This is a genomic window from Nocardia goodfellowii, assembly GCF_017875645.1.
GTDB lineage: Bacteria > Actinomycetota > Actinomycetes > Mycobacteriales > Mycobacteriaceae > Nocardia > Nocardia goodfellowii.
Window position 1 is genome coordinate 4,306,858 of the sequence record NZ_JAGGMR010000001.1, and the last position, 15,234, is coordinate 4,322,091.

At 70.3% G+C, this 15,234-nt stretch carries 3 protein-coding genes; all 3 read left to right on the forward strand.

Translation table 11 applies throughout. The features are described from left to right. Positions 1 to 45: 45 nt before the first annotated feature. The 3 genes from BJ987_RS19790 to BJ987_RS19800 all read left to right on the forward strand — a co-directional run bounded on the left by BJ987_RS19790 (position 46) and on the right by BJ987_RS19800 (position 15,182). Positions 46 to 13,899, forward strand: a complete 13,854-nt coding sequence (locus BJ987_RS19790) for a non-ribosomal peptide synthetase (protein ID WP_209892141.1) — start codon at positions 46 to 48, stop codon at positions 13,897 to 13,899. Continuing rightward, on the forward strand, positions 13,899 to 14,120 hold the full coding sequence (locus BJ987_RS19795; RefSeq protein WP_209892144.1) for a hypothetical protein: 222 nt from the start codon (positions 13,899 to 13,901) through the stop codon (positions 14,118 to 14,120). The genes BJ987_RS19790 and BJ987_RS19795 overlap by 1 nt, the downstream gene beginning before the upstream one ends. 66 nt (positions 14,121 to 14,186) lie before the next feature. Further along, on the forward strand, positions 14,187 to 15,182 hold the full coding sequence (locus tag BJ987_RS19800) for an ATP-binding cassette domain-containing protein (RefSeq protein WP_209892147.1): 996 nt from the start codon (positions 14,187 to 14,189) through the stop codon (positions 15,180 to 15,182). Positions 15,183 to 15,234 lie beyond the last annotated feature (52 nt).

A 15,234-nucleotide genomic window follows, 5' to 3' on the forward strand; every position in this document is an offset into this window, starting at 1 on the left:
TCGCAAGGCGACGCGGTGTTCCAACCGGCAGAACGGAGTGATTTGATGAGGTCATTGGCCACCGATCGCGTAGACCAATGCTCTTCCAGCGAATTCTCGGCACAACCTTTTCCGCTCACGCCCGCGCAGACGGCCCTGTGGTACGCGCAGCGGATTCGTCCGGAGGTGCCGCTCACCATCGCCCAGTACGTGGAGATCCACGGCGATCTCGACGTGGGCCGGCTGCTCTACGCGATCGAACGGTTCGGCGCCGAGACCGAGGTCGGCCATGTGCGCCTGCAGGAGATCGATGGCATCCCGCATCAGATGATCGATATGCGGCGCCGTCCGGGCTGGGCGCGCATCGACCTGCGCGCGGAGGCCGATCCCAAGGCCGCCGCGCTGCGCTGGATGGACGCGCACTCCGGCTCGCCCATCGATCTGGAGCGAGATCCGTTGACCACCAACGCGATCCTGCGCGTCGGCGACGCCGACTACATCTGGTACGCCCGCGCCCACCACATCGTCATCGACGGCTACGGCGCCATGAACGCCCTGACCCGCACCGCGGAGATCTACTCCGCCCTGGAAAACCAGAGCGAACCCGCGGTATCCCGCGCGACCCCGTTGCGGGATATCTACGCCGACGAGCAGACCTATCGCGATTCCAGCCGCTTCCGCAACGATCGGGAATACTGGACCGAGCAGCTCGCCGGCGCCGGCGGTGTGGTCACCCTGTCCAACGCCACCGTCACCGGCTCCCTGCCCGAAGCCGGGCGTCGTACCGCCGCCGGCGAACTCGACCAGGCCACCGACGCCGCGATGAACGCCGCCGTGGCCGCCTTCGGGACGCACAGCTCCACCCTGTTCGCCGCCGCGCTGGCCTGCTACGTCCGCTCGGTCACCGGCAATCCCGATGTGGTGCTGAGTCTCCCGGTATCCGCGCGCACCACCGTCGCACTGCGGCGCTCGGCGGGCGTGGTGTCCAATGTGGTGCCGATCCGCTTCCGCTTCGGCGCCGAGACCACCGTCGCCGACGCGGTGCGCGCCGCGGAACTGCAGATCACCGGCGCGCTGCGGCACCAGCGCTACCGGCACGACGACATCCGCCGCGACTGCGGCTACTCCCGGGACGCGCGCGGGTTCTTCGGCCCGATGGTCAACATCATGCTGTTCCACAACGAGCTGAAGTTCGGCAGTCTGCCCGGCTCGCTGCATGTGCTGTCCACCGGCCCGGTGGAGGACCTGTCGGTCAATCTCTACAACGGCGACGGCGGTCGTATCCACGTCGATTTCGAGGCCAACCCGCGGCTCTACTCCGACGCCGAGGTCGGTTCGCATCACGCCCGATTCCTGGACTTCCTCAGCCGCTTCCTCGCCGCGGAGCCGGCCACACTCGCGAATACGCTCACCGCCATCACCGCGGCGGAACGCGACCTGGTGCTCTACGACTGGAACGCCACCGAGGCCCCGGTGCAGCAGGGCACCCTGGCCGGGCTGTTCGCCATCCAGGCCGGGCTCTGCCCGGACAGTGTCGCGCTCGAATTCGGCGCTGAGACACTGACTTACGCGGAATTCGACGATCAGGCCAATCGCCTGGCCCGGCTGCTCATCGCGCGCGGCGCGGGTCCGGACACCCTGGTCGGCCTGTGCCTGCGCCGCGGCATCGAACTCGTCGTCGGCATGTACGCGATCGTCAAGGCGGGCGCGGCCTACCTGCCGCTGGATCCGGAGCACCCGGCCGAGCGGATCGAGGAGATCGCCCGGCAGGCCGACCCGGTCTGCGTATTGACCGCCGCGCGCGACAGGCTCGTCCTGCCCGAAGGCGTGCCCACCCTGGCCATCGACACCCTCGACCTGGCGGATCTCGACGGCGCGCCGGTCACCGACGCCGATCGGCGCGCGCCGCTGCGCGCGGATCATCTGGCCTATGTCATCTTCACCTCCGGTTCCACCGGCAAGCCCAAGGGTGTCGGCGTTACGCACGCCGCCATCGTGAACCGGCTGCGCTGGATGCAGCACGCCTATCCGCTCGACGCCACCGACGCGGTGTTGCAGAAGACCCCCGCCACCTTCGACGTGTCGGTGTGGGAGTTCTTCTGGCCCTTGCAGATCGGCGCACGACTGGTTGTCGCCATGCCGGACGGTCACCGGGATCCGGTGTACCTGGCCCAGCTCATTGTCGAGAAAGGCATCACCACAGCGCATTTCGTGCCGTCCATGCTGTCGGTGTTCGTCACCGATACCGACGTGCGCGGCTGCGCCGGTCTGCGTCAGGTGTTCTGCAGCGGTGAGGCGTTGCCCGCCGCCACGGCGCACGAATTCCGGGCCGCGCTGCCCCAGGCCGCCCTGCACAATCTGTACGGGCCCACCGAGGCCGCGGTCGACGTCACCTACTGGCCCTGCCCGCCCGACCCGGCGAGCGTGCCGATCGGCAGCCCGGTGTGGAACACCCAGACCTACGTGCTGGACCCGGAGCTGCGTCCGGTGCCGCCCGGCGTGGTGGGGGAGCTGTACCTGGCGGGTGTGCAGTTGGCCCGCGGCTACCTCGGGCAGCCGCGCCTGACCGCGGACCGGTTCGTCGCCAACCCGTTCACCCCCGGCGCCCGCATGTACCGCACCGGCGACCTCGCGCGCTGGCAGGTCGACCCCGATCACGGTGCGCAACCCGCCGACGAATCCATCGGTGTGCTGGACTATCTCGGCCGCACCGACTTTCAGGTCAAGATTCGCGGCCTGCGTATCGAACTCGGTGAGATCGAGTCCGCGCTGCTGGCCGATCCCGCCGTGGCGCGTGCCGTCTGTGTGGCCCGTGCCGGGCGCGCCGGTGACGAACTCGTCGGTTATGTCGTCGCCACTCCCGGCCACACCATCGACACCGCCGCACTGCTCACCGCGCTGCGGCAGACCTTGCCCAGCTACATGGTGCCCGTCATGCTGGTCGCGCTCGAGGAATTACCGCTCAACTCGAACGGCAAGATCGACCGCAAGGCCCTGCCCGCGCCCGCCGCGGTGGCGCGCCCGCAGCGCGTCAGCGCCGAACCGCGCACCGACGTCGAACGCACGCTGGCCGGGATCTTCGCCGAGGTGCTCGACCTCGATCCGTCCGAGGTCGGCACCGCCGACAACTTCTTCGATCTCGGCGGCAACTCGCTGGTCGCGGCGCGCGCCGTGGCCCGGATCAACGCCGCGCTCGGTGTCGGCCTCACCATTCGCGACCTGTTCGAGGCAGCGACGATCGCCGCGCTCACCGTCCGTTTCGCCACCCATACCCCGAGCTCGACCCCGAGACTCGTCGCGGGGAAACGCCCGGACCGTATTCCGTTGTCGCTGGCCCAGCAGCGGCTGTGGATCCTGAACCGGTTCGCCGAGCACGCCGCCGCCTACAACATGTCCCTGGCCGTGCGCGTCGACGGCCCGCTCGACCTGGACGCGTTGCGCGCCGGACTCATCGACGTCATCGAACGGCATGAGAGCCTGCGCAGTACCTTCCCGGAATCCGCGGCAGGTCCCTACCAGGTGGTGCATCCGGCCGCGGAGATTCCGCTGACGCTGGACCCGATCGAAGCGACCGGCGCCGATGTCGCCGCGCTCGCCACCGAATTCGCCGGGTACGGGTTCGATCTGCGCAGCCAGGCCCCGATCCGGGTGGCGCTGTGGTCGACCGGACCGGACCAGCACGTGTTCCTGCTGGTGCTGCACCACATTTGCGGTGACGGCTGGTCTGTCGCTCCGCTGGCGCGTGACCTGATGGCCGCGGTGGCGGCTCGGGCTCGGGGTGCCGCGCCCGGCTGGCAGCCGCTTCCGGTGCAGTACGCCGATTTCGCGCTGTGGCAGCGTGAGCTGCTCGGCGACGAGAACGACGAGACCAGCGCGCTGAGCCGCCAGCTCGACTTCTGGCGCGGCACGCTGGACGGGCTGCCCGACCAGCTGGACCTGCCGCTGGATCGGCCGCGCCCGTTGCGCCGCGGTACCGGCGGCGGCCGGGTGGAGTTCACCATCTCCGCCGAAACTCGCCGCGCGGCAAGCGAACTCGCCGCTACCCGGGGCGTCAGCATGTTCATGGTGCTGCATGCCGCGCTGGCGACACTGTTGGCCCGGCTGTGCGGCAGCGACGATATCGCGATCGGTACGCCCATCGCCGGTCGCACCGATCCGGCGCTGGACGACCTGGTCGGCATGTTCGTCAACACCCTCGTGCTGCGCACCGAGGTCGATCTCGCCGCGGGCTTCGGCCAGATGCTGGACCTGGTCCGGGAAACCGACCTGAACGCGTTCGCCAATGCCGACGTACCGTTCGAACGACTGGTCGAGGTGGTCAACCCGGATCGCTCGGCCGCGCGTCATCCGCTGTTCCAGGTGATGCTGTCCTACGACCGCGCACCCGAGCTGCGGATCGAGCTGCCCGGCGTCGACGGCGCCCCGGTGCGAGCCGAGGTCCTGCCGCTGGACGCGGGCATCGCCAAGTTCGATCTGCAGCTGGAGGTGCGCGACGGGCGCGCCGATGGTCCGCTGGCCGCCGAATTCGGTTACGCCACCGATGTTTTCGATGAGCGTACGGTGGCGGCGTTCGCGCGCCGGTTCGTCGCGGTGCTCGACGCCGTGGTGGCCGCACCGGAGGTCCCGGTCGGCGACATCGAGATCCTGGACCGCCGGGAAGCCGCGAAACTGGTGCCGATCGCCGGCTCGCCCGCCGAGCCCTCGGTCACCCTGCCCCGGATGCTCACCGAGATCGCCGAGCGCCTGCCCGATGCGGTCGCGGTGCGTTACGAGGGCCGCGACACCACCTATCGCGAGCTGGACGAACTGTCGAACCGCCTGGCGCGGGTGCTGATCGAGCACGGCGCCGGCCCGGAGGTCGTCGTCGCGGTCGCCTTGCCGCGCAGCCTGGACTCGATCGCTGCGGTCTGGGCTGTCGCCAAAACCGGTGCGGCCTATGTGCCGATCGATCCGGGCTACCCGGCCGAGCGCATCGGGCACATGATCGCCGATTCGGGCGCCATGCTCGGGCTGACCATCCCCGAGTGCCTGGCGGCCATGCCCGCCTGGCCGCTCGCGCAAGGGAAGCACCGCAAACAATCTGTGGATTGGCTGGTGCTGGGGTCCACCGAGCTGGCCGAAGAATCCGCGCGCTACACCACCGATCCGATCACCGACGTGGAGCGGCACCATCCGCTGCGCGTGGCGCATCCCGCCTATCTCATCTACACCTCCGGCTCGACCGGCAAACCGAAGGCCGTCGTGGTCACCCACGCCGGTCTGGCCTCGCTGGCGCACGAGCAGATGCACCTGTTCGGTGTCACCGATGCCGCGCGCACCCTGCACTTCTCCTCGCCGAGTTTCGACGCCTCGGTGCTCGAGTTGCTGCTCGGTTTCGCGGCGGGCGCGACCATCGTGGTCGCCCCGGCGGGTCTGTACGGCGGTCGGGAACTCGCGGATCTGCTGCGGACAGAACGGATTACGCACGCCTTCATCACCCCGGCCGCGCTGGCGACGGTGCCCGACGAGCAGCTCGATCAGCTCGAAGCCGTGATCGTCGGCGGCGAGGCCTGCTCCGAGGAATTGGTCGCGACCTGGTCGCGACGGCACCGGATCCACAACATGTACGGGCCGTCGGAGGCCACCGTCGCCGCCACGGCCTCCGGGCCGATAGCGGCGGGACAGCCGGTGCCGCTGGGTCTTCCGGTGCGCGGGATGCGGTTGTTCGTGCTCGACGGACGCCTGCATCCGGTACCGCCGGGCACCCCGGGCGAGCTGTATCTGTCGGGCCCCGGGCTGGCACGCGGCTATCTCGGCCGGCTGGGCTTGACCGCACATCGTTTTCCGGCCAACCCGCACGGCCGGCGCGGCGAACGCATGTATCGCACCGGCGATCTCGTGGTCGCCGACGCCACGGGGCTGCTGCGCTTCCTGGGCCGCGCCGACGACCAGGTCAAGATTCGTGGCTTCCGGATCGAGCTCAGCGAGATCGACCATGTGCTGCGCGCGCATCCGGGCGTGAATTTCGCGATGACGGTCGTGCATACCGATGAGCACGGTCAACCGCGCCTGGCTTCCTATGTGACCGCCGACGCCGGTGACGGCTTGTCCGGTCACTCGACAGAGTCGGCGCCGGTCACCGGCACGGCGGTCGCCGAGACCGCGCGGCAGCGGCTGCCGGGCTACATGGTGCCCGCCTCGGTCGTGGTGCTCGACGAACTGCCGGTCACCCAATCCGGGAAACTGGATCGAAAGGCGTTGCCGGCACCGGTGTTCGCCGCCGCGGGCTCCTCGCGACCCCCGGCCGACGCCACCGAGCAGCGGGTCGCGGAGGTATTCGGGCAGATCCTCGGGCACCCCGTCACCGGAGCCGAGGACAGCTTCTTCGACGTGGGCGGCAACTCGCTGCTGGCGACTCGCCTGGCGGCGGCGCTGCACGCGGAATTCGGTGTGGACCTGCCGGTTCGGGCGATCTTCGAAACCCCCACGGTCGCGGGAGTGGCGGAGCGACTCACGGAAGCGCCCCGGACGCAGCGGCTGGCGCTGGCTGTGCGCACGCCGCGTCCGGGACGCATTCCATTGTCGCTGCCGCAGCAGCGACTGTGGTTCCTGAATCGATTCTCACCCGAATCCAGTGCCTACAACATCGCTTTCGTCATTCGAATCGACGGCGATTTGGATGTGGCGGCGTTGCGGGCCGCGCTCACCGACCTGGTCGATCGGCACGAGGTGCTGCGCACCGTCTTCCCGGAGGACGACCAGGGTGCGTGGCAGCGTGTGCTGCCGACGGCCGAGGCGATGCCGGAGGTCGTGCCGGTCGATACCGACGCGGCCGGGGCGGAGCGGGCACTGCGTCAGCTGGCGCGCCGCGGCTTCGACCTCACCACCGAGGTTCCGCTGCGAATCTCCTTGTTGCGCAGTGAATCCGAGCGCTACCTGCTGGGTATCGCGCTGCACCACATCGCCGCAGACGGCTGGTCGCTGGGTCCGCTGACCCGCGATCTCGCCGCCGCCTACGTGGCCCGCCACGACGGCGAGGCCCCGGCCTGGCAGCCACTTCCCGTGCAATACGCGGACTTCGGGCTGTGGCAGCGCGCCGTCCTCGGCGACGAAACCGATCCGGACAGCCTCGCGGGACGCCAGCTCGCCTACTGGCGCACCGCGCTGGCCGGTATTCCCGAGGAACTGCCGCTGCCGTACGACCGTCCACGCCCCGCGGCACCGACTCACGAGGCCGGGACCGTCGCGTTCACCGTGCCCGAGCCGGTGCAGCAGGCCCTGTCGGAGCTGGCCCGGGAACAGGGCGTCAGCCTGTTCATGGTGCTGCGCTCGGCGCTGGCGGTGCTGTTGCGCTGCGTGACCGGCGGCCGCGACATCGTGATCGGCACCCCGATCGCGGGCCGCACCGACGCCCAACTCGACGAACTCGTCGGCATGTTCGTCAACACCCTCGTGCTGCGCTCCGATGTCGACCCGGACCGTCCGTTCGCCGCGCTGCTGCGCGCCGACCGCGACACCGAACTGGCCGCGATGGAGCACGCCGATATCCCGTTCGAGCGGATCGTCGAGGAACTCGGCAAGCAGGTGCGCGCCACCAACCGGCCGCCGCTGTTCCAGGTGGCGCTGACCGTCCAGGACGGACCGGTGCCCACGTTGCAGTTGCCGGATCTGGCGTTGCGCGCCGACGAACTGGATATCGCGCTGGCCAAGTTCGACCTGGAGTTGCGCGCTACCGCCATTGCCTGCGACGGCCCGGGTCAGTCCGGCCAGGCCTTCGAATTCGTCTATGCCGCCGAACTTTTCGACGCGGAGACGATCGAGACCCTGGCCGACCGGCTGCTGCGCGTGCTCGCCGCGGTCACCGCCGACCCGCGGGTATTGATCCGCGATATCGACGCCCGCACCGAGACCGAACGGCGGTTGCTCACCCCCGCCAACGGATCGCCGGCCAATCCGCCGTGCACGCTCGCGGCGTGCTTCACCGCGACCGCGCACATGCATCCGGACCGGCTGGCGCTGAGCTTCCGGCCCGATCCGGACGCCGAGCCGATCACCCTCACCTACGCCGAAACCGATCGGGTCTCCAACCGGTTGGCGCGCGCCCTCATCGAGCGCGGCATCGGGCCCGGCGACCGGGTCGCCCTCGGTCTGATCCGGTCCATCGAATCGGTGGTGGCGGCGCTCGCCGTCGCCAAAGCCGGTGCGGCGTTCGTGCCGGTCGACCCGAAGTACCCGGCCGATCGCGTCCGGCACATGCTCGCCGACTCCGGCTGCTGGACCGGTATCACGATGTCCGCGCAGGCCACCCGGCTGCGCGCGGCGGGCACCCCGCACGACGGCGGCCGCGTCACCGAATGGCTGCTGCTCGACGACGAGGATCTGATCAGCGAACTGGCCGAGCACGACGACGATCTGATCGAGGACTGGGAGCGCACCCGCGATCTGCAGATCCTCGACCTGGCCTACGTGATCTACACCTCCGGCTCCACCGGAAAGCCGAAGGGAGTGGCCGTCACCCACGGCGGCCTGTCCAATCTCGCCGACGAACTGCGCGACCGCTTGCGTGTCGAGCGGGACTCGCGCGCGTTCCACTTCTCCACGCCCAGCTTCGACGCCTCCATTTTCGACGTATTGCTGGCTTGGGGATCCGGTGCGGGGCTGGTCATCTGCCCGCCCGATCTCTACGGCGGCGACGAACTCGCCGCGCTGATGACCCGCGAGCGCGTCACTCATACCTTCATGACTCCGGCCGCGCTGGCGACGATCGACCGCGACCGCTGGCCGCTGCCCGACCTGCAGGCGATCTGCGCCGGTGGGGAGGCGCTGGAACCGAGTCTGGTGGCGCGCTGGGCGCCGGGACGGTCGCTGTTCAACGGATACGGCCCGACCGAGACCACCGTGGTCATCACGGTGGCTGGGCCGTTGAACCCGGGCGAGCCGGTGACCATCGGCATCCCGGTGCGCGGTGCCCGCGCGCTGGTGCTCGATGAGCGGATGCGCCCGGTTCCCGTCGGCGTGCCCGGTGACCTGTACCTGGGCGGATTCGGCCTGGCGCGCGGCTATTTGGACCGGCCGGGGCTGACCGCGAGCCGGTTCGCCGCCGACCCGCACGGCCCGTCCGGGTCGCGGATGTACCGCACCGGTGACGTGGTCCGCTGGAACAAGCTGGGCGAGCTCGTCTACCTGGGGCGCAGCGACCACCAGGTGAAGGTGCGCGGCTTCCGCATCGAGCTCGGCGAGATCACCCACGCGCTGGCCGGACATCCGAGCGTGCGGTACGCGCACACCGAGGTGCGCCGTCTGGCCGGTATGGACCGGATCGTCTCGTTCGTCCAGCCCGCCGACGCGCGGGGTATCGACACCGAGACGCTGCGCCGGCATGTCGCCAATCAGCTGCCGGCGCACATGGTTCCGGCGGCGATCACGGTACTGGGGGAGCTCCCGCTGACCCCGGTCGGCAAGCTCGACACCGCCGCGCTGCCCGAGCCGCAGTTCACCGCGGGGCCGGTGGCCCGCGCTCCGCGAACCGAGACCGAGCAGCTGGTGGCCGGCGTGATGGCCGAGCTGGTCGGCGCGGACGCTGTCTCCGCCGACGACAGCTTCTTCGATATCGGCGGAAATTCCCTGCTGGCAACGCAATTGGTGGCCCGGTTGGCCGCGGCCGGCACGGCGCGGCTGGCGGTGCGCAGCGTGTTCGCCGCGCCGACCGTCGCGGAACTCGCCGCGCTGCTCGACGCGCGGCCGGGGGAGGACCAGGCGCGTCCGCCGTTGGTGCGGCGGGAACGCCCGGATCGGATTCCGCTGTCGGCGGCACAGCGCCGCCTGTGGTTCCTCAACCGATTCAACGAAATCGGCAGGACTGCAACGGAATCCGGCAACGCGAGTGGCGCCTACAACATTCCGGTGGTGCTCCGGATGACGGGCACGCTCGACGTGGACGCCCTGGTGCGGGCCCTGCACGAGGTGCAGCGCCGGCACGAGACCCTGCGCACCGTGTTCCCGGAGGTCGACGGAAGCCCCGAGCAGCGGGTGCTCGACCCCGCCGACGCGGCTGTCACCCTGTTCGTCGCGACGGTGACGCCGGGCGAGGTCCGCGAGGCGGTACGGAGTTTCGCCGCCCCCGGCTTCGACCTGGCCGACCAGGTACCGCTGCGGGCCGCGTTGATCACCGTCACCGAGCGGGCCGACCCGGACGGCGTCCTGCCGCCCGCCGCGTCCACCGAGAACGTGCTCGTCCTGGTGGCGCATCACATCGCCATGGACGGCTGGTCCCTGGAACCGCTGGCGGCCGACGTCGCCCTGGCCTATCGGGCGGCCTGCGCGGGCACGGAGCCGGGCTGGCCCGAGCCCGAGGTGCAGTACGCGGATTACACACTGTGGCAGCGTGATTCGCTCGGCACGGAAGACGATCCGCAGTCCCTGGCCAGCCGTCAGCTCGCCTACTGGCGCGACCGTCTCGACGGCATTCCCGAACTGCTCAACGTGCCCGCCGACCGGCCGCGCCCACCGGTACCGTCCTACCGTGGCGGCCTGGTGGAATGCCCGATCGACGCGTTCACGCACCGGGAACTGCACGCTGTCGCGGCCGGCAACAACGCCAGCATGTTCATGGTGCTGCACACCGCGCTGGCGGTGCTGCTGCACCGGCTGACCGGCAGCGACGACATCACCGTCGGCACGCCGATCGCCGGACGCGGCCACCCCGCGCTCGATGGGATGGTCGGCATGTTCGTCAATACCCTGGTGCTGCGCACCGAGGTCGACTCGGCGACCGCTTTCACCGACCTGCTGCACCGGGTGCGCGATCTGGACCTGGACGCGTTCGCGCACGCCGACCTGCCGTTCGAGCGGCTGGTCGAGGTGCTGAACCCGGCCCGGTCGCAGGCGCATCACCCGCTGTTCCAGGTGATGCTCTCGGTGCAGAACCACCCGGTGCGGGTGCTGGAGCTGCCGGGTCTGCGGATCGAGGCCGAGGACGTCGACGCGGGCATCGCCAAATTCGACCTGCAATTCACGCTGACCGAAAACCACACGGCGGCAAAGGAACCCGCGGGCATCACGCTGTCGGTCAACTATACGAGCGATCTGTTCGACGAGCGGACCGCGCTGCGGCTGGGCACCCGACTGACCCGGTTGCTGGCCGCGATCGCCGCCAACCCCACCGCCCCGGTCGGTGACCTGGAGATCTTGGACCAGGCCGAATGGGCCGGTTTGGCCCAGGTGCGCGGCATCGAACCGGATCGCCCGATCACCTTCCCGGCGGTGTTCGCGGCGGCGGCAGCGGTCGACCGGACCGCCATCGCGCTGCGCTCGGGCGACACCCAGGTGACCTACGACGCGCTCGACCGCTGGACCAACCGCCTTGCGCGCGTGCTCACCGAACGCGGTGTCGGCCCGGAAAGCCTGGTGGCCCTGGGCATCCCGCGTTCGGTGGAATCGGTGGCCGCGATGCTCGCGGTGGCCAAGGCGGGTGCGGCGTTCGTGCCGGTCGACCCGCTGTACCCGCCGCAGCGCATCGGGCACATGCTGACCGATTCCGGTGCGCGCGTCGGCGTCACCCTGGCCGAGTACCACGACCAGCTGCATCTCGCGTGCCGCGACACCCACTGGTTCACGCTGGACGATCCCGAGTTCCGGGCCGAGGTGCTCGCCGCCCCGGACGAGCCGATCGCCGAGTCGGAGCGGAAAGCCGCTCTGCGCGTGGACAATCCGGCCTACGTCATCTACACGTCCGGTTCCACCGGTACGCCCAAGGGTGTCGTGGTTACCCACGGTGGCCTGTCCAACTTCGCCAACGAGACCGCGCAGCGTTTCGGTGTCGGGCCCGGTAGCCGCGTCCTGCACTTCGCGACGCCGAGCTTCGACGCCGCCATGCTCGATCTGCTGCTGGCGCTCGGCGGCGCGGCCACCCTGGTGATCACCCCGCCCGGTGTGGTCGGCGGCGCCGACCTGCGGGAGGTGTTCATCGAGGAGCAGATCACGCACGCGTTCATCACCACCTCCGCGCTGGGCACCGTCGACCCGGCCGGGGTCACCGAGTTGCAGCACGTGCTGGTCGGCGGCGAGGCCTTGCCGCCGGATCTGGTCACCCGCTGGGGGCCGGGCCGGAGCCTCTACAACGTGTACGGACCGACCGAGACCACCATCGTCACGGTCATCTCCGCACCCATGACGCCAGGCGAGCCGATCACCATCGGCGGCCCGATCCGCGGGGTCGGAGCCACCATCCTGGACGGGCGCCTGCGCCCGGCCCCGGTCGGCGTCACGGGAGAATTGCACCTGGCCGGCAACGCGCTCGCCCGCGGCTACCTGAACCGGCCCGGACTGACCGCGCAGCGGTTCATCGCGAACCCGTACGGCAAACCGGGCGAACGCATGTACCGCACGGGCGACCTGGTGCGCTGGTTCGGTCGCGGCACCGCCGCGGCGGCTTCGGCGCCGAGTCCGATGGTGTCCGTGCGTGGTTCGCGTCCGGCGCCCGCGGTGAGCGCCGCGCCGATCGCGCCGCGCGAGATCGAATATGTCGGTCGCACCGACCATCAGGTCAAGATCCGCGGCTTCCGTATCGAACTCGGCGAGATCGATACCGCGCTCACCAAGCACCCGGGCGTGGAATTCGCCACCACGATCGGACATCGCACCCAGGCGGGCGCGACCGCGCTCGTGTCGTACGTGAAGCCGCGCGCCGGTTCCGGGCCCACCGTGCCCGACCTTTTGCGGCACGTATCCGGGCTGGTGCCGAGTTACATGGTCCCGCAATCGATCATGCTGATCGACGAAGTGCCGCTCAGCCCGGTCGGAAAATTGGACCGCAAGGCGCTGCCGGAACCGGTGTTCACCGCGATCGTCGGTTACCGCGCGCCCGCCACTCCCATGGAGTCGGCCCTGTGCGCGGCCTTCGCGAGCGTGCTGGGCGTGGAGCGGGTCGGTGCCGACGACGGGTTCTTCGAACTCGGCGGCAATTCGCTGCTGGCCACGAAAGTCGTGGCGCAGCTGCGCGATACCGGTATCGACATGCCGGTCCAGCTGATGTTCGGCGAGGCCACCCCGGCGGCCATCGCGGCCCGGCTGGAGACCGCGGGCGGTGCGGATGCGGCGATGGCGGCGGCACTGGCTCCGGTACTCCCCATCCGGCCCGTCACCGCGGCCTCCGGTCCGGCTCCGCTGTTCTGCGTGCATCCCGCGATCGGCCTGGCCTGGTGCTACTCGGGCCTGCTCGCGCACCTCGCGCCGGACCGTCCGGTGTACGGCCTGCAGGCCCCGCACGTGGCCGGGCGGGACGGCTTCGACTCGATCGCGCGGGCCGCGGAATACTATGTGGCCCAGATCAAGTCGGTCCAACCGTCCGGGCCGTACCATCTGCTCGGCTGGTCGCTGGGCGGGTTGATCGCGCACGAGATCGCGGTGCGATTGCAGGAAGCGGGGGAGCGGGTCGCGCTGCTGTCGATGATGGACAGCTACCAGCTCGCCGACCGATGGCTGGAACAGGCCATGCCGAGCGTCGCGGAGATCGTCGAGGAATTCGGCAGTGACCTGCTGGGCGGCACCGCCGCGGAACTGGATCCGGCGATGAGCCTGCGCGACGCGGCCGAACTGCTGCGCTCGCGGCCGGGTCCGTTCGCGGCGCTCACCGTCGACCATCTGGAACGGCTGTACGCGGGCTACGCCAATGGCACCGTGCTCGCCCACGGGTTCCGGCCCCGCACCTTCGACGGCGACCTGGTGTTCTTCACCGCGGCCGCCGACGAGATCAATCTCGCCGACCCGGACCGCCGCGCCGCGGCCTGGGAACCGTTCGTCACCGGACAGATCCACGAGCACCGGCTCCCATGCCGGCACTCGGGAATGACGACGCCCGAATCGCTCGCCACCATCGGCCCGGTCCTGCACCGGCAGCTCGAAACCGCGTCACGTCGCACCGACCAGAAGGAGACCGTCTAGTGAGTGAGGGCGTGTACTTACCCACCCCGTCCGCGGCGCCGACTGCCGTCCCCGGGCGTCCGGCCGCGCAGACGCCGTCCTCTCGCGGGATGCGTTCGGGCGGCGGCACGAGACCGGCGGAGCCGAACCGCTACAGCCTGGCGGATTTGAGCACGCTGGTCACCAGCAAGATCCTGCAGAGCAGGCTCGCGCCGCGGCTGGGCGAGGTCTCTCATGAGTGAGCGGAGCGAGCGAATCATGGTGCGGCGGAGGCACAGGGCACAGCCGAGCGGCAGCGAGGTGAGGTCATGAGTCTGGCGGTGGAAGTGCTGGGGCTGGTGAAGAGCTACGGCAAGATCCGGGTGCTCGACAACATCGACCTGCAGATCCCCGCGGGCACCGTGATGGGGCTGCTCGGACCCAACGGCGCGGGCAAGACCACCACGGTCCGGATCGTCACCACTCTGCTGCGCCCGGATGGCGGCTCGGTGCGAGTGGCGGGCGTGGACGTGTTGCGTGACCCGGCGGCCGCGCGCCGCCGCATCGGCCTGTCGGGGCAGTACGCGGCGGTCGACGCGAACCTGTCCGGTTACGAAAATCTGCGCATGGTGGCCCGGCTCTACGGCATGTCACCGCGCCAGGCCACCGCACGAGCCGCCGAACTGCTGGACGCGCTGGGGCTGGACCACGCCGCGCACCGGCGCGCGGGCACCTACTCCGGCGGCATGGCCCGCCGGCTCGACCTGGCCGGTGCGCTGGTGGCCCGGCCCGCGGTGGTGGTGCTCGACGAACCCACCACCGGTCTGGATCCCCGTGGGCGCCTGGACATGTGGCGCGTCATCGGCGATCTGGTCGATGACGGCACCACGGTGCTGCTCACCACCCAGTACCTGGAGGAAGCCGATCTGCTCGCCGACCGGATCACCGTCGTCGACCGGGGACGGGTCATCGCCCGCGGCTCGGCCGACGAGCTGAAGACCTCCATCGGCGGCGACCGGCTCACCGTCACCCTGGCCGCCGGCCAGGAGATGAAACCCGCGCTCGCGGTGCTGGCGCAGGTCGGCGTCGGCGAACCCAGCCACGAGGCGGGCACCGACGAGGCGTCCGTGGTGGTCGGCGACGGCACCCGGACCATGGTCGAGGCGCTGCGCCGGCTGGACGACGCGGGCGTATGCGTGCTCGACGCGAGCGTGCACCGCCCCAGCTTGGACGACGTGTTCCTGTCCCTGACCGGCACCGTCGCCCAGTCCGAGACCGACTCGGAGAACGAAACCGATGAGGTAGAAGAGGAGATCATGTCGTGACCGCCGGTGCAATGTTCCGAAGTGCGGACGCGGACACGGACGCGGAGACCGC